This is a genomic window from Arthrobacter sp. 001422645 (assembly GCF_059816125.1).
Genome location: NZ_JCBANT010000001.1, coordinates 268044 through 294262, shown reverse-complemented (window position 1 = coordinate 294262; position 26219 = coordinate 268044). Strand labels below are relative to the sequence as shown.

The 26219-nt window shown below is 67.5% G+C and carries 20 protein-coding genes; 13 read left to right on the top strand and 7 right to left on the bottom strand.

Going from position 1 to position 26219, the window contains the following annotated elements:
• The first annotated feature begins 113 nt into the window (after positions 1–113).
• Positions 114–581, top strand: a complete 468-nt coding sequence (gene rimI / locus AC6EUH_RS01300) for a ribosomal protein S18-alanine N-acetyltransferase (protein ID WP_056426591.1) — start codon at positions 114–116, stop codon at positions 579–581.
• Complete coding sequence (gene tsaD, locus AC6EUH_RS01295; RefSeq protein ID WP_499737588.1) at positions 578–1699, top strand: tRNA (adenosine(37)-N6)-threonylcarbamoyltransferase complex transferase subunit TsaD; 1122 nt, start codon at positions 578–580, stop codon at positions 1697–1699. The genes rimI and tsaD overlap by 4 nt, the downstream gene beginning before the upstream one ends.
• A gap of 24 nt (positions 1700–1723) precedes the next feature.
• Here tsaD and AC6EUH_RS01290 read toward each other — a convergent pair whose 3' ends face one another.
• Positions 1724–2875: a glutamate--cysteine ligase gene (locus AC6EUH_RS01290; RefSeq protein WP_499737587.1), complete on the bottom strand. Its 1152-nt coding sequence runs from the start codon at positions 2873–2875 to the stop codon at positions 1724–1726.
• Between the two features lie 192 nt (positions 2876–3067).
• Here AC6EUH_RS01290 and AC6EUH_RS01285 point away from each other — a divergent pair, with 192 nt between their 5' ends.
• The gene (locus AC6EUH_RS01285) at positions 3068–4744 is read left to right on the top strand and encodes a glycoside hydrolase family 3 protein (protein WP_499737586.1); all 1677 of its coding nucleotides are present in this window, start codon (positions 3068–3070) and stop codon (positions 4742–4744) included.
• A gap of 64 nt (positions 4745–4808) precedes the next feature.
• On the top strand, positions 4809–5630 hold the full coding sequence (locus tag AC6EUH_RS01280; protein ID WP_499737585.1) for a shikimate 5-dehydrogenase: 822 nt from the start codon (positions 4809–4811) through the stop codon (positions 5628–5630).
• Between the two features lie 48 nt (positions 5631–5678).
• On the opposite strand, the gene AC6EUH_RS01275 is transcribed toward AC6EUH_RS01280, so the two are convergent.
• Positions 5679–6896, bottom strand: a complete 1218-nt coding sequence (locus AC6EUH_RS01275; protein WP_056425409.1) for a THUMP-like domain-containing protein — start codon at positions 6894–6896, stop codon at positions 5679–5681.
• Between the two features lie 57 nt (positions 6897–6953).
• On the opposite strand from AC6EUH_RS01275, the gene AC6EUH_RS01270 reads away from it, so the two are divergent.
• From AC6EUH_RS01270 to AC6EUH_RS01255, 4 genes are all read left to right on the top strand, one after another.
• Positions 6954–7385, top strand: a complete 432-nt coding sequence (locus AC6EUH_RS01270) for a hypothetical protein (RefSeq protein ID WP_235500076.1) — start codon at positions 6954–6956, stop codon at positions 7383–7385.
• 384 nt (positions 7386–7769) lie between these two features.
• The gene (groES, locus tag AC6EUH_RS01265; RefSeq protein ID WP_024367421.1) at positions 7770–8066 is read left to right on the top strand and encodes a co-chaperone GroES; all 297 of its coding nucleotides are present in this window, start codon (positions 7770–7772) and stop codon (positions 8064–8066) included.
• A 76-nt stretch (positions 8067–8142) separates the two neighbouring features.
• Complete coding sequence (groL, locus tag AC6EUH_RS01260) at positions 8143–9753, top strand: chaperonin GroEL (RefSeq protein WP_056425412.1); 1611 nt, start codon at positions 8143–8145, stop codon at positions 9751–9753.
• A 177-nt stretch (positions 9754–9930) separates the two neighbouring features.
• Positions 9931–11994, top strand: coding sequence for an acyltransferase family protein (locus AC6EUH_RS01255; RefSeq protein WP_499737584.1), 2064 nt, complete (start codon positions 9931–9933; stop codon positions 11992–11994).
• A gap of 9 nt (positions 11995–12003) precedes the next feature.
• On the opposite strand, the gene AC6EUH_RS01250 is transcribed toward AC6EUH_RS01255, so the two are convergent.
• On the bottom strand, positions 12004–12972 hold the full coding sequence (locus tag AC6EUH_RS01250; RefSeq protein WP_235500077.1) for a DUF389 domain-containing protein: 969 nt from the start codon (positions 12970–12972) through the stop codon (positions 12004–12006).
• A gap of 156 nt (positions 12973–13128) precedes the next feature.
• Between AC6EUH_RS01250 and AC6EUH_RS01245 the strand changes: the two genes are divergently transcribed.
• From AC6EUH_RS01245 to AC6EUH_RS01235, 3 genes are all read left to right on the top strand, one after another.
• The gene (locus AC6EUH_RS01245) at positions 13129–15201 is read left to right on the top strand and encodes an acyltransferase family protein (RefSeq protein ID WP_499737793.1); all 2073 of its coding nucleotides are present in this window, start codon (positions 13129–13131) and stop codon (positions 15199–15201) included.
• A gap of 178 nt (positions 15202–15379) precedes the next feature.
• Positions 15380–16891 (top strand): IMP dehydrogenase, encoded by a 1512-nt coding sequence (gene guaB, locus AC6EUH_RS01240; protein ID WP_056425419.1) that lies wholly within the window; start codon positions 15380–15382, stop codon positions 16889–16891.
• Between the two features lie 112 nt (positions 16892–17003).
• Complete coding sequence (locus AC6EUH_RS01235) at positions 17004–18845, top strand: ABC transporter ATP-binding protein (RefSeq protein WP_499737583.1); 1842 nt, start codon at positions 17004–17006, stop codon at positions 18843–18845.
• Positions 18846–18913: 68 nt separating this feature from the next.
• Here AC6EUH_RS01235 and AC6EUH_RS01230 read toward each other — a convergent pair whose 3' ends face one another.
• The 4 genes from AC6EUH_RS01230 to AC6EUH_RS01215 all read right to left on the bottom strand — a co-directional run bounded on the left by AC6EUH_RS01230 (position 18914) and on the right by AC6EUH_RS01215 (position 22955).
• Entirely contained in the window at positions 18914–20815 is a 1902-nt protein-coding gene (locus AC6EUH_RS01230) for a S8 family peptidase (RefSeq protein WP_499737582.1), read from the bottom strand.
• Positions 20816–21004: 189 nt separating this feature from the next.
• A complete protein-coding gene (locus AC6EUH_RS01225) occupies positions 21005–21523 on the bottom strand; it encodes a hypothetical protein (RefSeq protein WP_499737581.1) in 519 nt (172 codons plus the stop codon).
• A 62-nt stretch (positions 21524–21585) separates the two neighbouring features.
• Positions 21586–22224: a hypothetical protein gene (locus tag AC6EUH_RS01220; protein WP_499737580.1), complete on the bottom strand. Its 639-nt coding sequence runs from the start codon at positions 22222–22224 to the stop codon at positions 21586–21588.
• Positions 22221–22955: a hypothetical protein gene (locus AC6EUH_RS01215; RefSeq protein ID WP_499737579.1), complete on the bottom strand. Its 735-nt coding sequence runs from the start codon at positions 22953–22955 to the stop codon at positions 22221–22223. The genes AC6EUH_RS01220 and AC6EUH_RS01215 overlap by 4 nt, the downstream gene beginning before the upstream one ends.
• 279 nt (positions 22956–23234) lie before the next feature.
• Between AC6EUH_RS01215 and AC6EUH_RS01210 the strand changes: the two genes are divergently transcribed.
• Positions 23235–24371: a GuaB3 family IMP dehydrogenase-related protein gene (locus AC6EUH_RS01210; protein ID WP_056425431.1), complete on the top strand. Its 1137-nt coding sequence runs from the start codon at positions 23235–23237 to the stop codon at positions 24369–24371.
• Between the two features lie 73 nt (positions 24372–24444).
• Positions 24445–26196 (top strand): glycerol-3-phosphate dehydrogenase/oxidase, encoded by a 1752-nt coding sequence (locus tag AC6EUH_RS01205; protein ID WP_056425433.1) that lies wholly within the window; start codon positions 24445–24447, stop codon positions 26194–26196.
• Positions 26197–26219 lie beyond the last annotated feature (23 nt).

Here is a 26219-nt window from a genome sequence, read left to right as displayed (position 1 = left end):
CAGGACAGAATGCGGGACGGACCGCAGGACAGAATGCGGCACGGAATGGAGGACACGGCGCCGGGCAGGACACCGGCCCGGCACAGCTGCCCGGCGGGGTGACCCTGCGCGATATGACTGCCGCGGACATCCCTGCCGTCCATGACTTGGAGCGCAGGCTGTTCCCGGTGGACGCCTGGCCGCTGCAGATGTTCTCGGCCGAGCTGGCGCAGGCCGCGACCCGGCGCTACGTCGTGGCCGAACTGGCCGGGCGGATTGTGGGCTACGCGGGGCTGATGTGCATCCGGCCCATCGCGGACGTCCAGACCATCGCCGTCGTGCCGGAACAGGAAGGCAAAGGAATCGGCTCGGCGCTGCTCACCGAACTCATCCGGGAAAGCCTGCTCCGCCGCGCCGACGACGTGCTCCTGGAAGTCCGCGCCGACAACCCCCGGGCCCAGCAGCTCTACCGCCGCTACGGGTTCGAACAGATCCACGTCCGGCCCCGGTACTACCGCGACGGCGTTGACGCGCTGATCATGCGGCTCCGGCTCGGCGCTCCGGAACCAGACACGACGCCCACGGAAGCAGGCCGCCCATGAACAGCCCACAGCACGACGGGCCGCTGGTCCTCGGCATCGAATCCTCGTGCGACGAAACCGGCGTCGGCATTGTCCGCGGAACACAGCTGCTGACCAACACCGTGTCCTCCTCCATGGATGAACACGTCCGGTTCGGCGGCGTGATTCCCGAGATCGCCTCCCGGGCACACCTGGACGCCTTCGTCCCCACCCTCCGCGAAGCCCTGGCCGAGGCCGGAGTGACGCTCGAGGACATCGACGCGATCGCCGTCACGTCCGGACCGGGACTCGCCGGAGCCCTGATGGTCGGAGTTTGCGCGGCCAAGGCCCTCGCCGTCGCCACGGGCAAACCGCTCTACGCCATCAACCACCTCGTCGCTCACGTCGGCGTCGGGCTGCTCCAGACGGACGACGGCGGCCCGCAGGCCTTCGCGGCCAACGCTCTACCCGCGAACGCTTTGCCGGAAAACTTGGGCGCCCTGCTGGTCTCCGGCGGGCACACCGAAATCCTGCGGATCCGGAACATCACCGCTGACGTGGAGCTGCTCGGATCCACGATCGACGACGCCGCCGGCGAAGCCTACGATAAGGTGGCGCGGCTCCTGGGCCTGGGCTACCCGGGCGGGCCGGCCATCGACAAGCTGGCACGCACCGGAAACGCCAAGGCCATCCGCTTCCCGCGCGGCCTCAGCCAGCCCAAGTACATGGGGACCGCGGACCAGCCCGGCCCGCACCGCTACGACTGGTCGTTCAGCGGACTCAAAACCGCCGTCGCCCGCTGCGTGGAGCAATTCGAGGCCCGCGGCGAGACGGTGCCTGTAGCGGACATCGCCGCGGCATTCCAGGAAGCCGTGGTGGACATCATTACATCCAAAGCGGTGCTGGCCTGCCGGGAGAACGGCATCACCGAACTGCTGCTGGGCGGCGGCGTGGCGGCGAATTCACGGCTGCGCCAGCTCACGGAACAGCGCTGCAACGCCGCCGGAATCCGGCTGACCGTCCCGCCGCTGGCCCTCTGCACCGACAACGGCGCCATGGTGGCGGCCCTCGGCGCCCAGCTGGTGATGGCAGGGATCGCGCCGAGCGGCATCGGCTTCGCGCCGGACTCCTCGATGCCGGTCACCACGGTCTCGGCCTGAGGGCGTGCGACGTGACGGCCGGGTCTAGGCTTCGGGGCCCTTGCGCATCTGCTTGACCAGGTCCAGTACGACCGCGCGCAGGTCGCCGCCGTGCTCCGCCGCCACGCGCCGCTGCCGCTGGTATCCGGCGCCACGCTCGACGATCTTCAGGACGTCGGCCAGCTCCGCGGCGCAGCCCAGTTTCACCGCGACGGGTTCAAGTCGGGCCACCGTCTCGCGGATGTGGTCGGTAACCAGCTGCTCGTTGCCCGCGGCGTCGAGGATGATGATGGCGTCCAGGCCGTAGCGGGCCGCACGCCATTTATTCTCCTGGACATGCCAGGGCGGCATGGTGGGGATGGTGCCGCCGTTGTCCAGCGTCGTGGAAAACTCGTCGACGAGGCACTGCGTCAGGGCCGCGATGGCGCCGACTTCCTCGAGGGTGGCCAGGCCGTCGCAGATGCGCATCTCGATGGTGCCGAAGTGCGGGACGGGCCGGATGTCCCAGCGGATCTCGGAGAGCGAGTCGATCACACCGGTGGTGAACATGTCCTGGGCGTACGCCTCGAAGTCTTCCCAGCTGGCGAACTGGAAGGGCAGCCCGGCGGTCGGCAGCTGCTGGAACATCAGCGCCCGCTGGGAGGCGTATCCGGTGTCCTCGCCGCCCCAGAACGGGCTGGAAGCGGACAGCGCCTGGAATTGCGGGAAGTAGTTCACCAGCCCGTCCAGAACGGGGAGGACCTTGTCGCGGCTGTCCAGGCCCACGTGCACGTGGACGCCGTAGATGACCATCTGGCGGCCCCACCACTGCGTGCGGTCAATGAGCTTGGCGTAGCGCTCCTTGTCGGTCACGGGCTGCAGCTGCGGGGGGCTGAACGGGTGGCTGCCGGCGCAGAAGATTTCGACGCCCATGGGATCGGTGACGTCCCGGACGGCGGCGAGGGAACTGCTCAGGTCCGCTTTGGCCTCGGCCACGGTGTTGCAGATTCCGGTGACCAACTCCACCGTGTTCAGGAGCAGCTCCTGCTTGATGTGCGGGTGCTCGTCGTCCTCGTTCAGCTCGGGATGCTTCGCGGCGACACCGCGGAGGACCTCTTTGGCCACAGAGGCCAGCTCCCCGGTTTCGGCGTCCACCAGGGCGAGTTCCCATTCCACACCAAGAGTTGATTGCCTGGATGAAGCGAAATCAATCTTCATGTGGTCCCTTCATTGTTTAGCTGTCCTTTTGCCTGCCCCGACCTGCAACGTCACGGGCGGAGTCGCCGGACAGTTGGCGAGGCAACAGTGGTCCAAGTCTAGTGCAGGGGTAACATCGAGCCGGTGGCCAGATTGCAGAGAACACGTGAAAGTGTTCACAAAAGTATTCGGACCGCAGCGGTACTGACGCTCATGCTGGGGCTTTTCCCCGGAATCGCTTCCTGCTCCGGGCCTCCGACGCCGGACCCCTCGCGAGGTTCCGCGGCCCCCGCCCAGACCGGATCCGCCCGGCAGCCATCGGACCCGCCGGCGCCGTCCACGCCCGGGACCGGCACGCCGGCCGCTTCATCCTCCGCTGCGGCCCGGCCGCTCGGCTGGGGACCCCAGCAGCGGGACGCGGACGCCGCGGCAAAGGCTGTTGCCGCGATGAGCCCCGAGGAGCGCGCGGGGCAGGTTCTGATGCCGTTCTACACCGGGCTCAACCACAACGCCCACGCCGCGGTCATCGAACGACTGCACCTGGCCGGTTCCATCATCATGGGTGACAACGTCCCCGGTACGCCGGATGGCAAGGTGGACACCGCGGCCATGCACAGCGTGACCGGCCGGCTCCAGGCCGCGGCCCGTGCCGGCGGCCGCAGCTGGCCGGGCCTGATCGGCGTCGACCAGGAAGGCGGGGTGGTGGCCCGGCTGCGGGCGCCGCTGACCGAATGGCCCGCGCCGATGAGCTACGGCGCGGCAGGCAGCGGACCGCTGGCCGCCGACGCGGGCCGGGCCATGGCTTCTGAACTGGCCGCACTCGGCTTCAACACCAACTTCGCGCCGACCACCGACGTCACCATGGGTCCGGCCGATCCGACCATCGGCGCCCGGTCCATGTCCGGGAACGCCAAACAGGCGTCCGGCTTCGGCGTTGCCTTCTCGCAGGGGATGCTGGCCTCCGGGCTGCTGCCGGCCGCGAAGCACTTTCCGGGCCACGGCTCGGTCAGCGTGGATTCCCACGCCGGGCTGCCCGTCCAGGGCGCAAGCCTCGCCCAGCTCCGCGCGAAGGACCTGCTGCCCTTCCAGGCCGCCATCGACGCCGGACTGCCGATGGTCATGGTCGGCCACATCGCCGTGCCGGCACTCGAGCCCGGCGTCCCGGCGTCGGTGTCCAGGCCGGCGTACGCGGAATTGCGCAGGATGGGGTTCGACGGCGTGGCCGTCACCGACGCGCTCAACATGGGCGCCATCCGGAAACAGTTTCCGCACGACTCCGCTGCGCCGCTGGCACTCGCCGCGGGCGCCGACTTGCTGCTGATGCCCTCGAATGTGGAGTCGGCCCATGCCGCCATCATGCGCGCCCTGAACAGCGGCACACTGCCGCCCGAACGGCTCGCCGAGGCGGCACAGCGCGTCGTCACCATGATGATCTGGCGGGGCCGCGCCGGCGCGAAACCGGGAACGGACCCCGGCAGCGGCGCCGAAATGTCACACAAGGTCTCCCAAGCGGCCATCACAGTGCTGTCCGGGCCCTGCGATGGACGGATCGTGCCGGCCAGCGTCCGCGTGACCGGCGGCTCCGCCCAGGACCGGTCACGCTTCGCTGCCTCCGCCCGGAACGCCGGGATCGGCATCGGCGAAGGCCCGCTCGTGTCGCTGATCGGCTCCGGCGGCGCACCGGCCAAGCCGGGAACGGCGGACGTAGCGGTGGCCCTCGACGCCCCGTGGCCGCTGGCAGGCTCCCGGGCCCCCGCCAAAATCGCCGTCTACGGCCGCAGCCAAGGCGCGTTCGACGCGCTGGCCGCCGTCCTTGCCGGGCACGCCAAGGCCCCGGGAAAGCTTCCGGTCGCCGTCGGGTCACAGCCGCCGGGGACCGGCTGCGGCTGACCGCAGCGGGCGGGACCGGCACTAACGGCGCTGGTATTTAGCGGCTCTGGCGTTTAATGGAGTGGTGCCCATCCTGAATAAAGACATGACCCTCTGCATCTCGCTCTCGGCCCGGCCGAGCAACAACGGGACGCGCTTCCACAACCACCTGTATGAACAGCTGGGCCTGAACTGGATCTACAAGGCCTTCGCCCCCACGGACCTCGCCCAGGCGATCGCCGGCGTGCGCGGCCTCGGAATCCGCGGCTGCGCCGTGTCGATGCCGTACAAGGAAGACGTCATTGCCCTGGTGGATGTGATGGACCCGTCCGCGAAAGCCATCGATTCGGTCAACACGATCGTCAACGACGGCGGCACGCTCACCGCGTACAACACCGACTACACGGCGATCGAGCAGCTGCTGCAGCGCAACGCCGTGCCCTCCACCCACTCGGTGCTGCTGAGAGGCGCCGGCGGCATGGCGAAAGCCACTGCTGCTGCCCTGCGCGACGCCGGCTTCCGGGACGTCACGGTCATCGCCCGCAACGAGGAAGCGGGAAGGGCGCAGGCCGGGCTCTACGGTTTCGCCTGGCGCTCCGACGTCGATCCGTCCAGCGCCGCGGACATGATCATCAACGTGACCCCTATTGGTATGGCAGGGGGAGCGGAGGCCGACGCGCTGTCCTTTCCGCAGGGGGTCATCGACGCCGCAAAGGTGGTGTTCGACGTCGTGGCGCTGCCGGCCGAGACGCCGCTCATCAAAGCCGCCCGCGCGGCAGGCAAGACGGTGATCACCGGTGCGGAGGTGGCGACCATCCAGGCCTTGGAGCAGTTCGTCCTGTACACCGGGATCCGGCCCAGCGACGAGCAGGTCCAGGCGGCCGAGGACTTCATGCGGGCCCAGTAGCCTTCCGGGAATGCCCGGCTCCGGCAGCCCGGTATGCGAAGGGCGCGCCTAGACCGGCTCCACCGAAATGGCCACCCGCTCCTCGCCGATCCTGGTGAGGACCAGGGTGGCCGTTTTCTTGCCCTTGCCCTTTCCACCGGGGAGCAGCTGCTTGCGGAGCTCCTCCGGGGTCACGGACGTGCCGCGCTTCTTGATGTCCAGCACCCCGATGCCCTGGTCCTTGACCCAGGCCTTAAGCGCCTTGACGTTGTAAGGCATCACGTCCAGCACCTTGTACGCCCGGGCAAAGGGGGTGTCCCGCAGCTCCGGGGCGCAGATGTAGGCGATGTGCTCGTCTACGAGGTGCCCGCCCAGCTGGAGTGCGACGTCGGCCACCAGTCCGGCGCGGATGATGGCGCCGTCGGGCTCGTAGAGGTACCCCTCGACCGGCCCCACCGGGGCGGACGGGCCGCCGTCGAAGTCTTCGGCGCTGGTGAGCTCCGCAGCGCCGCCGGGGCCGAGCAGCAGGGCAGCCCGCCGGATCCCTGGACGCCGCACTGCGTTGAACCACAACGCCACTTCGGTGACGTCCCCGCCCACCGACACCCACTGGGCTTCGCAGTCCTTGGGCACCGAATCGTGGGGCATGCCCGGGCCCATCTTCACACCAACGGCCAGGCCGGCGGCGGCCAGGGACTCGACGAAGGACAGCGGCGGGGAAAAGTCCTCCGGATCCCAGAGCCGCTTTGTGCCCGAGGTGGAGGTGGTCCGGCGTGCCGGGTCCAGCCAGACGCCGTCCACCCCGTCGAGGGCAACGGTCATCGCATCGGAATGCACCACGGTGGCGTTCCGGAACGGGATGAGGTTCATCATGGCGCAGGCCGCGGTCGTTTCGTCCATTTCCACGGCCGTGACCGTGATGTCCAGGGAAGCGAGCGCCATGGCATCGGCGCCGAGGCCGCAGCCGAGATCCGCTACATGCTGCACGCCGGCTTCCGCGAAGCGCTGGGCGTGCCGGGCCGCCACGGTGAGCCGGGTGGCCTGCTCCAAGCCCGCCTGGGTGAAGATCATCTGCCGGGCGAACTCGCCGAACTTGGCCTCGGCCTTGGTCCGCAGCCGCGACTGGGTGAGGACGGCGGAGACCAGCTCGGGGGAGTGTCCGGCCTTCCGGAGTGACGCATTGAGCCTGAACGCCTCGTCCTCGCGGTAAGGGCCAAGCGACGCCAGCAGCTCCCAGCCTTCGGGGTTCAGAAGCGGGGCGATCTGGTCCTGCGGTGCGTCAGCCATGGGAACAAGCCTAGTTCAGCGCACGGCTGCAGCTGCGCGCCCGATAGGGTTGACGGCATGGAATACAGCAGCACGGCAAACAGCGGCCCGGACGAAAACTACCCGGAGGACGGCGCCGCGCAGCAGGACACCGACGGGGAACGTCCCGCCCGGCAGGGACTGGCCCGCTACGCCCGGCCGGCGCTGATCGCGGGCGCCGTCATCGCCGTCGTCTGCGCCGCACTCCTGGTCATCATCTTCTTCCTGGACTCCTTCAACGCCACCGTTTATTCCGTCGGCGGCAAGGACGTCACCGACGCCACCGACGAGGCGAAGGCCATCCGCGACAGCTACGCGGCCGCCCGCATCGGCGGCATCGTCTTCCTGGTCACGGGGATCGTGCTGGCCGCTGCCGGAGGCCTCATGCTGTACCGGCACCGGAACGAGCCCGGCCCCGACGATGAGGACAACGGCGAGGACGTGGACTTCGCGGACCTCGGCGGGCGGTAACAACCCGCCGCTGCAGTCCCGCCCCGGTGGACATGTCCCGTGCGCGGGGCCACGAGTGAGCACAATGCCGAAGTGTTCACTGGCCGCCGCTAGGACTGGGCATGTCCCCCCGCCGCAGCCCCGCCCCGGTGGGCATGTCCGGTGCCCGGGGCCCCGGGAGACCACAATGCCCGGGCGCCCCGAGTCCACCGGGAGCGAATTTCTGGCACTCGCCTTGACCGAGTGCTAACTACTTACATAGAGTCGTCATTAGCACTCTCCCTAGGAGGGTGCTAACACCTGAAGCTTTACAGCCAGGCGGCTGCCGGCACCGCGACGACGGTCTGTACGCCTTGGCACCACAGCTTTAAAGTCCACGAATTTGCTGACGAAAAGGAGAGGTCCTTGTCGGTCTCTATTAAGCCTCTTGAGGATCGTATTGTTGTCCGCCCGCTCGAAGCCGAGCAGACCACGGCTTCCGGCCTGGTTATCCCGGACTCCGCGCAGGAAAAGCCGCAGGAAGGCGAAGTTGTCGCAGTAGGCCCCGGCCGCTTTGACGACAACGGCAACCGCGTCCCGATCGACGTCACCGTTGGCGACGTCGTCATCTACTCCAAGTACGGCGGAACTGAAGTCAAGACCGGCGGCACCGAGTACCTCGTGCTGTCCGCCCGCGACGTGCTGGCGATCGTCGTAAAGTAACTCTCTTGGACCCCGCGCCGCCGATCCTTCTTTGACGGGTCAGTTGCGCGGGGTTCTGTCTTGAAAGGACAAAACCATGGCAAAGCAGCTTGCGTTTAACGACGCTGCCCGCCGGTCGCTTGAAGCCGGCATCGATAAGCTCGCCAACACGGTCAAGGTGACGCTTGGCCCGCGCGGCCGCAACGTCGTGCTGGACAAGAAGTGGGGCGCCCCCACAATCACCAACGACGGCGTCACCATCGCCCGTGAAGTCGAACTGGACGACCCGTACGAGAACCTTGGCGCGCAGCTTGCCAAGGAGGTCGCCACCAAGACCAACGATGTTGCCGGTGACGGCACCACCACCGCCACCGTGCTGGCACAGGCCCTGGTCAAAGAAGGCCTCCGCAACGTTGCGGCCGGCGCCGCTCCGGGACAGATCAAGCGCGGCATCGAGGTCTCTGTTGAGGCTGTCGCCGCCCGCCTGCTCGAGAACGCCCGCCCGGTCGAAGGCACCCAGGTCGCCAACGTCGCCTCCATCTCCGCCCAGAGCGACGAGGTAGGCGAGCTCCTGGCCGAGGCATTCGGCAAGGTCGGCAAGGATGGTGTGATCACCATCGAGGAGTCCTCCACCACGCAGACCGAACTGGTCCTCACCGAGGGCATGCAGTTCGACAAGGGCTACCTGTCCCCGTACTTCGTCACCGACGCGGAACGCCAGGAAGCAGTCCTCGAGGACGCCCTGATCCTGATCAACCAGGGCAAGATCTCGTCCGTCCAGGACTTCCTGCCGCTGCTGGAAAAGGCGCTGCAGAGCTCCAAGCCGCTCTTCATCATCGCCGAGGACGTCGACGGCGAGGCACTCTCCACGCTGATCGTCAACCGTATCCGCGGCACCCTGAACGTCGTTGCCGTCAAGGCCCCGGGCTTCGGTGACCGCCGCAAGGCCATGCTGCAGGACATCGCGACCCTCACGGGTGCACAGGTTGTCTCCCCGGAACTGGGCCTCAGCCTGGACACGGTGGGCCTCGAGGTACTGGGTACCGCCCGGCGCATCACGGTCACCAAGGACAACACCACGATCGTTGACGGCGCCGGATCGGCAGAGGACGTGGCAGCCCGGGTTTCCCAGCTGCGCGCCGAGCTGACCCGCACCGACTCCGACTGGGACAAGGAAAAGCTGCAGGAACGCCTGGCCAAGCTGGCCGGCGGCATCGGCGTGATCAAGGTTGGCGCAGCCACCGAGGTCGAGCTGAAGGAAAAGAAGCACCGCATCGAAGATGCCGTGTCCTCCACCCGCGCCGCCCTTGAAGAAGGCATTGTGGCCGGCGGCGGCTCCGCCCTCATCCACGCCCTCAAGGCACTCGACGAGGACCCCGCCGTCCAGGCACTCGAAGGTGACGCGGCCGCGGCTGTCGGTATCGTCCGCCGGGCACTGACCCAGCCGCTGCGCTGGATCGCGCAGAACGCCGGGTTCGACGGCTACGTTGTCGTGGCCAAGGTTGCCGAATCGGCGCTCAACCAGGGCTTCAACGCCAAGACCGGCGAATACGAAGACCTGATCGCCGCCGGCGTCATTGACCCGGTGAAGGTGACGCGTGCGGCCCTCCGCAACGCGGCATCCATCGCCGCACTGGTGCTCACCACGGAAACCCTCGTGGTCGAGAAGCCGGCCGACGAAGACGAGCACGCAGGACACCAGCACTAAGGACTCCGCGCCCTAAAAGGACCGGATCAGCGTCTGCTGGTCCGGTCCTTTTTGTTACCCGGGGCGGCCAGACGTTGTCTTGGCGGCGATGGCACCGGTCCCGCCGTCGGCTGCATGGACAAAATTCCCGGGTTGTATAGTGGCTTTCGCTGTCTTGTGTTGTTTTAAGGGGTTTGTATGTCTGGAGCGGGAACGCTGGTCTTGCCGCGCGAAACGGGCACCCGGCACCGGTCCGGACGGGCGACCAAGTTCAGGCCGGAAATCCAGGGCTTGCGATCCCTCGCCGTGCTGATGGTGGTCACGTACCATATCTGGTTTGGCCGGGTCTCGGGCGGGGTCGATGTTTTCCTCCTGATCTCGGCGTTCCTGATGACTCTGCAGTTCGTGGGCCGCTACGATCGCGGCTCGCAGATGGCACTGATCAAGCACTGGCTCCACCTCTTCCGGCGGCTCCTGCCGGCGGCGGCCCTCGTCATTCTCAGCGCACTGGCCGCCAGCTACCTGCTGCTGCCACGGACCCGTTTTCCGGACGTGGTCTCCCAAAGCTGGGCATCGCTGTTCTACGTGGAAAACCGTCTGCTGCAGGCTGACGCCGTCGACTACTACGCCGCAGACCACGCAACGGCCAGTCCGCTGCAGCATTTCTGGTCCCTGTCCATCCAGGGGCAGGTCTTCATCCTGTGGCCGCTCATCTTCGCCGGCGCCGCCTTCCTGGCCCGCAGGTACAGGCTCCGCTACCGGACACTTCTCAGCTACATTTTCGCCGGCATCTTCCTGGCCTCGCTGGCGTTTTCTGTCTTCTACACGGCCACGAGCCAGACCCAGGCCTACTTTGACACCGGCGCACGCCTCTGGGAGTTTGCCCTGGGCACGCTCCTGGCGCTGTTCCTGCCGCGGCTGGCCTTTCTGTCCCAGCCGGTGCGCGTGTTCCTCGGCTGGGCCGGCGTGCTGGCCATGGTCAGCTGCGGCTTCATCCTGGATGTGGAGGGGGCCTTCCCGGGCTTCGCGGCGCTTTGGCCGACGCTGGCCGCCGGCTGTGTCATCCTGGCCGGTCAGACGCAGAGCCGCTGGGGAGTGGACCGTCTTCTGAGCGCCGGCCCGCTCGTGAAACTGGGGGACAACTCGTATGCCCTGTACCTGTGGCACTGGCCGGTGCTGGTGCTGGCCCTGGCCTGGAGCGGCAAAGAGCAAGCCGGTTGGCTTTCGGGCAGCGTCATCATTGCCGTGTCATTGGGGCTTGCCTTCCTCACCACCCGTTTCGTGGAGAAACCGTGGCGGTCATGGGCTTGGCCGGAAGCCCGACGGCGGCGCGCCGCCCTCGCCGTCGCCCTCTGCGTCGCCGTGGTTGCCGCGCCCCTGACAGCGATCCAGCTGGTGCAGCACTTCCAGGCCCAGGCCGTCCTGGCGCAGGCGCAACGGAACAACCCCGGCGCCTTGGCGCTCCTGCCCGGTTTCGTCAGCCGGGCCGACAGCGACACCGCGCTGTTGCCCATCCCCGCGCTGCTGCCCAACGACTGGGCCACCCTGGGCGGGCCATGCAACGGCGACTTGGAGCCGGTGAATGCGACGCTGCGCAGGAGCTGCGGCCAAAACGAGGCGCCAGCGGACGCCGCCAAAACGGTCCTTGTGCTGGGTGATTCCCATGCCCAGCAATGGCTCGCGGCCATTGATGCGGTCGGCTACCAGCACGGCTGGCGGGTGTATTCGCTCCTCAAGGGCGGCTGCCGGTTCAGTGTCCTGGCGGAAGACACCGGTTCCGGCTGCGACAAGTTCAACGCGGCCGTCCGGGATGAGGTGACTGCCAATCCGCCGGACGCCATCATCACGGTGGGCACCATGGCGGCGCCCTCGTCTCCTGCCGAACGGCTCATTCCGGGCCTTGAGGACACCGCAGCGTACTGGAATGAGAGGAATGTTGACGTCGTGGCCATCCGGGACAACCCGCGATTCAACTTCAACATTGCCGAATGCGTCGTGGAAAAAGGTCCCGGGAATCCGGACTGTCTTCGCCCCCAGCGCGACCTGCTTGCCGCGAAGAGCCCGCTCGCCGCGCTGCAGGGCCGCGTGCCGGGCCTGGCGGTGGTGGACATGACGGACCTGATCTGCGACGGGAAAACCTGCCCCGGGGTGGTGGGCAACACCTACGTCTACAAGGACAACAACCACCTGAGCCGGAGCTACGTCGCCTCGATGTCCTCGGTATTTGGCCAGCGGCTCTTTGAGTCCGCTGCCTGGGAATAGCGGGCCGGCCTAGCGTTGCGCCCGCAGCGCCATCCGCTTCAAGCGCGACGCCGCGGCGTCCGGCAGCCGTTTGGTGATGAGGCGGTAGAAGAGCAGGACTGAAACCGCTGCGGCCACGATGCCCAGCAGGTTCAGGGCCAGTTGGAGGGCGGAACCGGCCGCTTTCTCAAACTCTCCCAGCACCAGCGCCACGGCCACGAAACCGGCTGCGGGCACCGTGGTCACGGAAATAAAGACGCCGGTTAGGGCGGCGGAACGCCGGCTGATGACGGACAGCATTCCGGCGACGCCGGCGAGCACCGCGACAATCAGCGAGTACGGGCCCGGGTGGTAGATGAAATCCGCGGCTGAGCCTCGGTCCAGGACATCGGCAGGGAACAGGCCCAGCGGCACGGAGAGCCACGCCGTAAAAGCCGCCGCCAGCATCGCCACCGGGAAGCCGACGCCGAGGGCCAGCGCCGCGCGGCGGCCCAGCGTCCATTGCTGCTGCACCAGAGCCACGGCCAACGCCGCCAGCGGGCCGAACTCCGGGCCGACAGCCATCGCGCCGACAATCAGGATCGTCGAGTCCGTGACGATGCCGATCGCCACCAGCTGAGTAGCCAGGACCAAGAAGGCCAGGAAGCTCCAGGTCAGCCGGGAGTCTTCGCCGGTCTGCCGGGACACTTCATCCCAGATCACGGCGTCGGCACCTTCGCCCGGCGCCTCCGCAGTGGCCTTGTCCGCCCGGTCGGAGAGCACCAGATCGGGCATGGTGACGGAAATCGAGCCCTGTTCCTGGACATTGAGGGCGTGGAGTTTTTCCACCAGGCGCTCCACCGATTCCCGCGCCAGCAGGACGTGGATGACGTCCCCCGGCGGAAGGACGGACGCACCCCGCTGGCGGGAAACTTCCGCAATGCCAAGCTCGCCGGTGGCGCAGTCCATCACGGCATCGGACAACGTTTCCGGAACACAAATGCGCAGCTGTGCGATCACGATGCGGCCTCCTCAGACTCGTTTAAGGGTAGCCTCCGGGGTCCTTGGAACCGGGCGGCGCAGCTGCCCCGGCGTCGCCGTGATTGGCCAGACAAGTCACAGATCGGTAACATTAATGCTTTGGAAACCGGCCTGAAGGGGCTATTTGTGTCGAACGTGCGAACCATAGCCAGCCCGCAGCCAGCGGACGCGGGTTCTCAGCCGCGCGCAAAATCAAGCTACCGTCCCGAAGTCCAGGGCCTGCGCGCCCTCGCGGTCCTCATGGTGGTGACCTACCATGTGTGGCTCGGGCGGGTCTCCGGAGGCGTGGACGTCTTCCTGCTCATCTCCGCGTTCCTCATGACACTCAGCTTCGCCCGCAAAGTGGAGGGCGGCAAACCCCTGCGCCTGGCGAGCCACTGGCTCCACCTGCTCAAGCGGCTGCTTCCCGCCGTCGTTGTGGTCATCCTCGGTGTCCTGGCCGGCACCCGGCTGATCCTGCCCCAGAGTCGCTGGCCGGACGTGCTGGACCAGGCCTGGGCCTCGCTGTTGTACCGACAGAACTGGCTCCTGGCGGACACCGCCGTCGACTATTACGCGCAGGACCACTCGGGCGCCAGCCCGCTGCAGCACTTCTGGTCACTGTCCATCCAGGGCCAGGTCTTCCTGCTCTGGCCGCTGGTCTTTGCCGGCGCGGCGCTGCTGAAGCGCATGCTGCGCCGCTGGACCGCGTTGGATCACCGCGTGAGCTACGCCGCCCTTCTGGCCGCGGCCTTCGGCGCCATCTTCGTTGCCTCGCTGGTCTTTTCGATCGAGCAGACCGCCACCAACCAGGCGTACGCCTACTTCGACACCCGAACCCGGCTCTGGGAATTCGCCCTGGGCTCGCTGCTGGCGCTCGCGCTGCCGCACCTCAACCCCGGCAAAACCCTGCGGGTCATCCTCGGCTGGACCGGCCTTGCCGCGATGCTCTCCTGCGGCATCCTGCTCACCGTGGACCGGTCCTTCCCCGGCTTCATCGCGCTCTGGCCGACGCTGGCCGCGGCTGCCATCATCGTGGCCGGGCAAAGCGGCAGCCGCTTCGGAGTGGACCGCTTCCTGACGTGGAAGCCGCTCGTGGCGCTCGGGGACAACTCCTACGCCCTGTACCTCTGGCACTGGCCGCTGCTGGTGCTGGCCCTCGCCGCGACGGGCATCACCGCCCCGAACCTGGTCCAGGGTCTGGCGATCGTCGCCGCCTCGATCGTGCTGGCCGTGCTGACCACCCGGTTCGTGGAGAAGCCGTTGCGCGAGTGGCACTGGCCCCAAGGCCGTGCCTGGCGCACCGCCGTCGTGATCGCTGCGTGCGGCGCGCTCCTGGCCGGGCCGGTCTCCGTGTGGCAGAGCAAGATGATGGCCGACGAGGCCGCCGCCGCCGCGCAGCCGAAGGAACTGACCCCCGGCGCGGCCGCCCTGAAGCCCGAAAACGCCGGCAAACCGACGCCGGAGGCCAAGATCATCCCGGCTCCTCTGGCAATGAAGAACGAGTGGGCCGACATTGACGGGCTGTGCACGGACGGCAACGTCCCCAGTGATCCCCTTCTGGCGGGCTGCCTGCAGAACAGCCGCCCGGACAAGGTCACCAAACGCATCGTGGTGCTCGGCGACTCCCACGCCCAGCAGTACATGGCGGCGCTCGGCCCGATCGCGCGCAGCCACGGCTGGGAGGTCGTGGCCCTCCTGAAGGGCAACTGCCGCTTCGGCGGGGAGTCCCCGGACCGCGACGCCGAGTGCAACGCCTTCAACAAGGCCAGCGCCCAGTACGTCCTGGACCACAAACCCGACGCGGTCTTCACCGTCGCGTCACTGACGCACAAAGAGGCACCCTTCGAAACCGAGGTGCCGCAGTACCTCGAGGGAATCAAGCCGTTCACCGATGCCGGCATGGAAGTGGTCGGCATCCGGGACAACCCGCGCTTCCACCTGAACATGCCCGAATGCGTCCAGAAGAACGGGCCCGAGGCCTCGGAGTGCAACGTGCCGCTGCAGGAGTCCCTCGCCGGGTCCTCGCCCCTGGACGCTTACCGTGGGAAGGTGCCCGGGCTGCACCTGATGGACCTGAGCGACTTCATCTGCGCCGACGGGATCTGCCCGGCCGTCGTCGGGAATGTCTACGTCTACAAGGATGACAACCATCTGACCAAGACGTATGTCCAGACCATGATCCCCATGTTCGAAAAGCGGCTGCTCAAGGCGACCGGCTGGAAGTGACGCAGCGGCGTCCCCGGCCGGTGCCGTTGCTCACATTACCGCCCCGGAATATGGGGATCGCCGCCAAGGTTCTAGTATTTATTCAACACTTCTGCACAGGCCATGCCCGTAATGACGGGCTGGTCATCTGTTGCAATCCCTACCCGTGAACCCCGTAACCAAGGTAAGAGGCGCACTCATGACCCAGCCCGAACACAACCCATTCGGCTTCATCGGACTGACGTATGACGACGTCCTGCTGTTGCCCGGCCACACGGATGTCATTCCCTCCGAGGCCGACACCTCCTCCCGGATCTCCAAGCGCATCTCGGTCCAGACGCCGCTGCTGTCCGCGGCGATGGACACCGTGACCGAATCGCGGATGGCGATTGCCATGGCACGCCAGGGCGGCCTCGGCGTCGTGCACCGGAACCTCTCCATCGCCGACCAGGCGGACCAGGTGGACCGGGTCAAGCGCAGTGAATCCGGCATGATCACCAACCCGCTGACCATCGGCCCCGAAGCCACGCTGGCCGAGCTGGACGAGATCTGCTCGCATTACCGGGTCTCCGGCCTGCCAGTGGTGGATGAGGGCATGCGGCTGCTGGGCATCGTCACCAACCGCGACACCCGCTTCGTCCCCGAAGCGGACTTCCCGCTCCGCCTGGTCAGCGACGTCATGACCAAGATGCCCCTCGTCACGGGCCACGTCGGCATCAGCCGCGAGGAGGCCTCGCACAAGCTGGCCACCAACAAAATCGAAAAGCTCCCGCTCGTTGATGAGCAGGGCCGGCTCAAGGGCCTCATCACCACCAAGGACTTCACCAAGGCCGAGCAGTACCCGCTGGCCACCAAGGACGACGAGGGCCGGTTGCGGGTCGGCGCGGCCATCGGGTTCTTCGGCGACGGCTGGGAGCGGGCCATGGCCCTGATCGACGCCGGCGTGGATGCACTCTTCGTCGACACCGCCAACGGGCACTCCCAGGGCGTCCTCGACATGATCCGCCGGCTGAAGTCCGATCCCGTGGCAGCACACGTGGACATCATCGGCGGCCAGGCCGCCACCCGCGAAGGCGCCCAGGCGCTGATCGACGCCGGTGCCGACGGCATCAAGGTGGGCGTGGGTCCCGGCTCGATCTGCACCACCCGCGTGGTCGCCGGCGTCGGCGTCCCGCAGATCACCGCGATCTACGAGTCCGCCAAGGCCGCCATTCCCGCCGGCGTTCCGCTGATCGCCGACGGCGGACTGCAGTACTCGGGCGACATCGGCAAGGCCTTGGTCGCCGGCGCGGACACCGTAATGCTCGGTTCCCTGCTGGCCGGCTGCGACGAGTCCCCGGGCGACCTGATCTTCGTCAACGGCAAGCAGTTCAAGCTGTACCGCGGCATGGGGTCCCTCGGCGCCATGCAGACCCGCGGGAAGAACACCTCCTACTCCAAGGACCGCTACTTCCAGGCCGACGTCTCCGGCGACGACAAGCTCATCCCGGAGGGCATCGAGGGCCGGGTGGCGTACCGCGGCCCGCTGGCCTCGGTGGCGTACCAGTTGGTCGGCGGCCTCCGCCAGACCATGTTCTACACCGGCGCCCCGACCGTGCCGGAGCTCAAGGCCCGCGGAAAGTTCGTCCGGATTACGGCGGCCGGACTGAAGGAGTCCCACCCGCACGACATCCAGATGACGGTGGAGGCCCCGAACTACGGTTCGCGCTAACCCGCGTTGATATGCGGCAAGCAGGCCATGGGGATCTCTCCCCATGGCCTGGTTGTTTCTGCGCACGGTAGCGTCGAAGCCGCCTGTCGGCGCCCGCAACTAGGCTGGAGGCATGTCTGAACTTCTGCCCGCGCGTGAGCCGAAGCGCAAACTGGCTCTGAAGCCCTACGCGCGGGCTGTGGCGCAGGTGCTGCGCGTCAGTTTCCGGGCCTCGCCGGCCGCCGTCGTGATGAAGGTCCTGGGTTCGCTGATCTCGGCGCTGCTGCCGCTGGTCACCACGTACTTCGCCGCCTTGACGACGACGTCCCTCGCCGCCGCCTATGCGGGCGACGCCGCGGCCGGGCAGCAGGCGATTGTCTACGTGATCATCACCGCGGCGCTGGGATTGTTCTGGGGCGCGTTCAGCAGTGTGGACCGGTACATCCAGCAGCTCATGAGCTTCAAGGTGGGCGCGATCGTGGGCGACCTGATGTATGAGCGGTTCCTGGCCCTCGAATTTTGGCGCTATGACGACAAAGAGACAGTGGACCTGTACGACCGGGCCAAGCGCTTCTCCGATTCCTACGCCCGCGTCCTGGACCGGATCGCCGCCATCTTCACCCAGCTGGTCTCGGTCATCCTCGCGATCGGTGCCCTGATGCTGGTCAGCTGGTGGATCGCGGTAATCGTCCTCGTGGCGATCGTGCCCAGCGTGTACCTGCAGTTCAAGCTCTCCCGCGAGCAGATCGCGCACTGGAACACCCAGGTCGATTCGCGCAGGCAGCGGCGGATGATCGAAACCAACCTCCTGCGGCCCCAGCACATCGCCGAGATGCGCCTCTACGGGATCGTCGGATACCTCATGGGGCTGCGGTCCCGGCTGCGCGACGCGGACGAACGGAGGCGGCTGGATTTCCAGAAGCGCTACATTCCCAAACAGCTCGCCGCGGACGCCCTGCAGTACGGCGCGGAGGTCGTCTCGCTGATCTGGGTGGTGGGGCAGATCATCGCCCGGGCGCAGCCGGTGGGGCAGTTCCTCTACGTCCAGCAGATCGTCAGCCGCGCCTTGTCCACCGCCAACAGCCTCGTCTCCTCGCTTAGCTCAATCGACGAGGACCTGGCGAACCTCAAGGACTACGAGCTCTTTATGGCGATGCCCGTGCACTCCGACCACGCCCCGCCCCTGCTGCAGGCACCCACCACCGTGGAGCTGCGGGACATCAGGTTCACGTACACCGGCAGCGAACTGGAGGTCATCAAGGGCATTTCCCTGACCATCCGCGAGGGACAGCACATTGCGATCGTGGGGGAGAACGGCGCCGGCAAGTCCACCCTGATCCGGATCCTCGCGGGACTCTACCGGCCGGACTCCGGGCAGGTGCTGCTCGACGGCGTCGACCTCGCCGCCGTCGACGTCAAGTCCTGGCACCGCCATCTGGCGGTGCTCAGCCAGGAGTTCCTGAAGTACGAGTTCGCCACCGCGGCGGAGAACATCCTCTTCGGCGACGTCGAATCACCGCGCGACGACGATCGGATCCGCCGCTCCGCGGCTGATGCGGAGGCTCTGGAGTTCATCAACAAGCTGCCCAACGGGCTGGACAACCACGTCAGCAACTGGATGGAGGACCCCCGCGGACGGAAGGGGAGCGGGTTGTCCGGTGGGCAGTGGCAACGGCTCGCGATGGCCCGGAACTTCTACCGGAATGCCTCCTTTATGGTCATGGACGAGCCCACGTCGGCCATCGACGCCCTCGCGGAACACCGGATCTTCACCCGCCTGTTCGCCGATCGCAGCAGCACCATCATCGCGATCAGCCACCGCCTCGCCACCATCGAGAAGGCCGATGTGGTCTACATGCTCGAGGACGGCCGGATCGTGGAACAGGGTACCCACAAGGAGCTGGTGGCGTTGCGGGGCCGCTACTTCCGGATGTTCGAATCCCAGCTCACCGTGGACGAGACCGAAGGCATCTGAGGGGGCACGAAGAATGGGCATGTCCTCCCGGGAGGGAGGGCATGCCCATTCCTGGGGCGCGGGCGCTGCTACGAGGTCGTCACCGAGGTGTCGTCCACGAAGAAGTAGGTCTTGAGCGAGGAATCCTCCGCGCCGAGGAAGCGCAGTGTGACGCTCTTTCCTTTGAAGGAGGACAGGTCCAGGGTCTTCAGCACATAGCCGGTGGACTTGTTCAGATTGGAGTAGGTGGCCAAGGTGGTGGTGACGCCGCTGCTGATGGCTTGGATCTTCAGCGTGTCGTAGGCGGTTCCGGTGGTGGTCTCGTCGGTCAGGGTCTTGAGGTAGAAGGACAAGGTGGAACCGGTGACGGAGGACGGGATGGAGATGGCTTGGTCGAGCGTGTACGACGTCGACGACCCCCAGCCGTTCAGGCCGGCGAAGCCGCTGCCGGTGCGGGCGTTCGTTCCGGTCTCAAACGTGTCCGCGTGGTTGGAGGTCCAAGAGGCCGAACCGCTCTCGAAGCCGGGGTTCAGCAGCAGGTTTCCCGACGGCGGCGGGGTGGTGCCGCCGAGCAGCCCCATGGTGGCCGTGGCATCGGAGAGGCCGGCGCCGCAACCCTTGGTGCAGCCGCCCGGCATAGCCCGGGTGCCCTGCCGGAGCGTGGACTCGACCTGGGCCGGAGTGAGGGCGGGGGACTTGGACTTCATCAGGGCCACGAGGCCGGCGACGTGCGGGGTTGCCATCGAGGTGCCCTGGTAGCTGGCGTAGCCGGCGCCGCCGGGCGTTGTGGTTCCGGTGTTGATCGTGGAGAGGATGCCGCCGCCGCTGACCCCGGTGTCCCCGCCGGGAGCCGTGAGGTCCACGGTGGCGCCGTAGTTGGAGTAGTAGGAGAGGGCGCCGCTCGGGTTGCTGGCGGCGACGGTGACTACCGAGTTGCAGTTGGACGGGCGGAAGCCGGAGGCATCCTGGTTGCTGTTGCCGGCCGCCACCACCACGGTGGTTCCCCGGGACACGGCGGCGTCGATGGCGGCCTGGTATGTGGTGCCGCAGGCGCCGGAGCCGCCCAGGCTCATGTTGATGACCTTGGCCGGGTTGGCGTTGGCGGGGACGCCGGAGACTGTGCCGCCGGAGGCCCAGATGATGGCGTCGGCAATGTCGGAGAGGGACCCGCCGCACTTGGCCAGGACCCGGACCGGGACCACCTTGGCGTTGGGCGCCACACCGGCCACGCCGGTGGCGTTGCCCGTGACGGCGGCAACGGTGCCGGCCACGTGGGTGCCGTGCCAGGAGGAATTGGAGGCCGCGGTCTGTCCGCATTCGCCGGCGGCGTACCAGTCGCCCTGGTCCTGGGCGTTGGCGTCCCGGCCGTTCCCGTCGCGGGCCGCAGTGGCGTCCGAGACGAAGTCATAGCCCGCCAGCACGTTGCTGTCCAGGTCCGGGTGCGCCGTGATGCCGGTGTCGATCACGGCGACGGTGGAGCCGGAGCCGGTGGAGACGTCCCAGGCGCCGGGGATGCGCATGCCGTTCGCCGCGGTGAAGTCCCACTGTTCGGCGTAGCGCGTGTCGTTGGGCGTCAGGACCGCCGTCATGCGGGCATCGGGTTCGACGGCGTTGACCTGTCCGGACGCGACAATCTCGTTCATGAAGTCCCTGGCGGCCTGGTCGGAGAGGGCCTTGTCGGAGGCGATCAGGGTTCCTCCGGTGGCCAGGGCGCGCAGCTCCTTCACACTGACCCCCTGCTGCCGGGCCGCCTTGCCCCACGCGTTCGCGCGACCGTTGGGGGTGGCGTTCCCCGGGGTCTTCTTAAAGCTCACGATGAACTGCGTGTACGCCTCGCCGGCGTTGACGTCCGGCGCCGGGAGGTTCTCCGAGGCAACCGGTCCGGTGCCGGGGGCGGCGAGCACCGGGCTGACGGCGAGGGCCATGGTGCCGACGACGGCGGCCAGCGACAGGGCCAGGACGCGGGACTTCCTGAGTGATGCACTTCCCATGGGTTCTGCTTTCTTTAACCGGGCATTGCGGAACGCCCGGAGCGGGGTGTGGAGGCCGGCGGGCGAGATCCCCGGCGGGCCGAAAGCAAACCTAGAGGCATTTTCACGATTTGTAAACCATTGACAAATGCTGTCAAGTCGGTGTGAACTATCGATTATTTTTGGGTGCGTCGGGGCTTCCGGCCCGCGTCAGCGGCGTTCAAGCCACTGCGCGTACAGCGTGGGACTTTTGATCATGAGCCGGCGCGTATAGGCAAGGCCCACAGCCAGGCCCAAAGGCCAGATCGCCAGCATTCCCAATAGCGGCAGAGATTCGGGTGAGCCGCCCCTGGGCGTGAATAACACCAGTGCACCAACACCCAGCGCGCTGGCGATCAGGATGGTCCGGACCATGATGGGAGTGGTCCGGATTCCCTGTTTCACCCGGGGGATGTCCGATCCGGGTTTGGGCGGTCTGCGGGTGAACCGATGCCCGGCCGTGAGGGCCCAGCCCAAGGCCGCGGAGACCGCACCCAGACTGGCTAGGACAATGCCCGCTTTCGCGCTCTGGCCAACGGCCAGGGCGAGTCCGGCCTGGACCGCGCCGGATACAGACAGGACTGCCGGGTACCACCAGGCGGAGAAGACCCAGGACCTGCGCTGGGCCAAACCGAATGCCGTGCCCTCGGGGTCCACCCCCGTGTCCGTTCCAGTGATGTCCGGCGTCATTGATTCCCCCAATGTTGTTCCGGCGCTCCGCCGGACTCCGAACCCAAACTAGCCCATCCCTGTCAGCCCTGAGATGGGTACTTCTTCCCATCGCCGCCGACCTGGAGCACCGTGGTCCGGACCCGCGCCAGGCTGGGCTCCGGGGGAACGCTGCTGAAACCGAACGTGACGGCGGGCCGGATGGCGGCCAGGGACCCGGCGTCGCCGCCGTCCCAACTGACGCTCGCCGAGTCGATGCGGTGCAGGTCGGTGACGCCGTAGTACTCCTGCCGCCCGCCCCTGGCCGCGCCGGCGGTGCGGACCCCGGCGCTCAGCCGGGCTGCGAGCGGGCTGACGGCCCGCAGCCACCGCGGATGCACGGCCACCGGCCGGGGGACCAGCCTGGCAAAGGCGCCCAGGCTTGTCCGGGCCCCGACGGCGGCACGGATCCGGAGCGGGCCGGCGTCGACCCTGAGCCGGTGCCCGCTGCGGGACGCGGCGACGTCAACCACCCGGGTCTCGTTGAAGTTGTAGACCTCAGCGATGAAGTCACCCACCTCTTCGGTCGGGGCGAGCAGGATCCGGTGGCCGGAGGGCAACTCCACCATGGCGTCGGCGAAGGCACCGAAGGGGGACTGCTGCCAGAGGCCCACCACCACGCGCAGGCCGGACTCCGTCCCGATCCCGGCGATGTGGCCGTCGAAAACCCAGCGTTTCGTCATCCCGCCAGACTACTGGCCGAGGCGCGGATGCTGCGCGTCAGATCCGGTGGATGCCCGTCCCCGCAGGACTCCTGCCTGCAGTCACTACAGGGGGCCGTAACCCGCGTTTCCGTGCGATCGCGCCAAATGGCCAGATCGCCTTCCACCGCTGCGCGGAGCCCCGGGTCTGTCTGGATTCTTCGCCGGAAGGACCGCCGGGCCCGTCCCAGAACTACGGACGGGATGAGGATAAAGGCTGCCAGGAGAGCCACAATGAGAACGTACGCGCCGCTCACAGCGAGCAGCGTCGCAGTTCCCCGGGAAGCGATCCCGGGGAGAGCGGTGGCCAGAATACCGCCCAGAATGAGGGCCAGCACGGAGACCATCATGACGCCGCCGCGCGCCGACCCCGGGCCACGGGCGATGAGGAGCTTTCTGGTGTTCGGCAGTGTGGCACGTGCCCGCTTCCAGGAGACCAGGCCCAGCACAGTCAACGCAACGCCCAGCAAGCCGAGGATCAAGACCCAGGCGGGGTTGCCTGACATGGCCGAGACGAAGCCGCCCGCCAGAAGCAGGAGGGGCCCGGATCCGATGGCGCTGCTCCATGCCGCAGCGAGGGTGCCCTGGGCATCTGCCAATTGCCGCAGACGGGAGGGTGCGTTGGGCGGACTGACCCGTGCCAGTTCAGGAGAGGTCCAGTAGTCAAGCGGATGCGCGGTCTGGCCCGCGGGGAAAGGAGTTGGAACGCTCATGTCAGCTTCAGACCCAGCATTTTTGACAGTGACCGCAACAGTTCAATATCGGCGCCAAAGAGGCCACGGGCCATTGGTGGTCCTCCTACGGGTAGGGCAAGGACGCTCGTCGAGGCCCAATTTCCTCAGGTTATGGCATGTCGTGGGCAGCTGCCATGGGCAGCGCTGCCCATGGCCGTTGCCCGCTGCAGCCCCGGGCACGTTCCGGCTCCACGGTCACGCCGGGCCGCAGCGGCCCGCCATCGGCGTCTCGCGCGCCCACTGGGATAACCTAGAGCAGTGACTTACGAGATTGAGATTGGCCGAGGCAAGCGTGGGCGTCGTGCCTACTCCCTGGATGACATTGCGATCGTCCCCAACCGACGTACGCGTGACCCCAAGGATGTATCCGTCGCCTGGCAGATCGATGCCTACAAGTTCGACATGCCGGTCATCGCGGCGCCCATGGATTCTGCCATGTCTCCGGAAACTGTCATCGCGCTGGGCCGCCTCGGCGGGCTCGGCGTCCTGGACCTTGAAGGCCTCTGGACCCGCTACGAGGATCCGCAGGCCGTGCTGGACCAGATTGGCGCGCTCCAGGACGAGACCAACAGCCCTGCCGTCACACGCCGCATGCAGGAGCTCTACCAGGCCCCGATCCAGCCGGAACTGATCACGTCCAGGCTCGCCGAGATCCGCGCCGCCGGTATCACCGTGGCCGGCTCCCTCACCCCGCAGCGGACCCAGGAACACTACAAGACCGTCGTTGCCGCCGGCGTCGACATCTTCGTCATCCGCGGCACCACCGTCTCGGCCGAGCACGTCTCGAAGGACCACGAGCCGCTGAACCTCAAGCAGTTCATCTACGAACTCGACGTTCCCGTCATTGTCGGCGGGGCCGCCGGCTACACCCCGGCGCTGCACCTCATGCGGACCGGCGCCGCCGGCGTGCTGGTCGGCTTCGGCGGCGGAGCCACAAGCACCACCCGCCGCGCCCTCGGCATCCACTCACCCATGGCGTCCGCCATCTCCGACGTCGCCGCCGCCCGGCGCGACTACATGGATGAGTCCGGCGGCCGCTACGTCCACGTGATCGCCGACGGCGGCATGGGATCCTCCGGTGACATCGTCAAGGCCATCGCCATGGGGGCCGACGCCGTGATGCTGGGCAGTGCCCTCGCCCGCGCCGAGGAAGCGCCCGGCAAGGGCTGGCACTGGGGCCAGGAAGCGCACCACCTTGAACTTCCCCGCGGCGACAGGGTCAATGTCGGCACCGTCGGGCCGCTCGAAGAGGTCCTGTTCGGACCGGGTCACCACACCAGCGGAACGTCCAATCTGATCGGTGCGCTGCGCCGTTCGATGGCGACCACCGGCTATTCGGACCTCAAGGAATTCCAGCGCGTCGACGTCGTGGTGTCGCCCTACGCCGGGAACTGACGCCCCCTGCCCATCCGGGGAAGTTGGAAGTAGTGTGGTGCACTACGAGCTTTGATCCGGATGGAGGCGTAAAATGAACAGTTTTCCCGGCGGTTCTCCCAAGACCGGTGGTGCCCTGGGGCCTGCGGAACGCGAAGCTTCGCTCGCGGTACTCAGGGGCACCACGGACCCGGGCAAGGAACTCGACATCCTGATCGTCGGTGGCGGAATCGTGGGGACCGGTGCAGCCCTGGACGCTGTCACGCGCGGCCTCAGCGTCGGCATCGTCGAGGCCAACGACTGGGCCGCAGGCACGTCCTCCCGTTCGTCGAAGCTCATCCACGGCGGCCTCCGCTACCTGGAAATGCTCGACTTCGCCCTCGTCAAAGAGGCACTTCACGAACGCGGCCTGATTCTCTCCGCGCTCGCCCCGCACCTCGCCCGCCCCGTCCCGTTCCTGTACCCGCTCACCAAACCCTTCCTCGAACGGCCCTACGTGGGCGCCGGCATAGCCCTCTACGACGCCATGTCCATCTCCACCGGCCAGCGCCGGGGCGTGCCGTTCCACAAGCACCTGAGCCGCCGGGGGACGCTGCGAGCAGCGCCGAGCCTCAAAGACGACGCCTTCGTCGGGTCCATCCGGTACTACGACGGACAGGTCGATGATGCCAAATACTGCGCCAACCTGGTCCGGACCGCGGCCTACTACGGCGCCCACGCAGTGAACCAGATGTCCGTCGTCGCCTTTCTCCGGGAAGGCGAACGTGTGGTCGGCGCCAAAGTGGTCAACCATGAAGACGGCTCCACGTTCAACATCAAGGCCAAGCAGGTCATCAACGCCACCGGCGTCTGGACGGACGAAACCCAGGCCATGGTCACGGACCGCGGCCAGCTCAAGGTGCGCGCCTCCAAAGGCATCCACCTCGTAGTGCCGCGGGACCGCTTCCAGTCGACCGTGGGCCTGATCCTGCGGACTGAGAAATCGGTGCTCTTCGTCATCCCCTGGGGCCGGCACTGGATCATCGGAACTACGGACACCGACTGGCACCTCGACAAGGCCCACCCCGCCGCATCGAGCAAGGACATCGACTACATCCTCGAGCATGTGAACCGGGTCCTAAAACGCCCGCTGACGCGCGAGGACGTCGAGGGGGTCTACGCCGGGCTCCGCCCGCTGCTGGCCGGTGAAAACGACTCCACGGCCAAACTTTCCCGCGAGCACGTCGTGGCGCACCCGGTTCCCGGCCTCGTTGTGGTGGCCGGCGGCAAATGGACCACGTACCGGGTTATGGCCAAGGACGCCGTGGACGAGGCGACGCGCAGCATGGACGAACGCGTCCCGCCCAGCTGCACGGAATCCATTCCGCTGCTGGGCGCCAGCGGATTCAAAGCCGCGTGGAACCGCCGGAACCGGATGGCCGAGGAGACCGGGGTCCACGTAGCGCGGATCGAGCACCTGCTCAACCGCTACGGTGCCATGGCCCCCGAGGTGCTGGCGCTCATCGCCGGGAATCCGGAGCTGGCCGAGCCGCTGCCCGGCGCGGACGACTACCTGGCAGCCGAAGCCGTGTACGCCGCCACTCACGAAGGCGCCCGCCACGTGCAGGACGTCCTGACCCGCCGGACCCGGATTTCCATCGAGGCCTGGGACCGCGGTGTGTCCGCCGCGCCGGTAGTCGCTAAACTGATGGGAGAAGTCCTCGGCTGGAGCGATGCCCAGCGCGAGGGCGAGATCAAGCACTACCTGGCCAGGGTCGATGCCGAACGGCTCAGCCAGGAGCAGCCGGACGACGAATCCGCCGACGCCGCACGAATGGGCGTCGAGGACATCGTTCCGCTGCGTTGACCGGCAGCGTCCGCCGGCAGCCT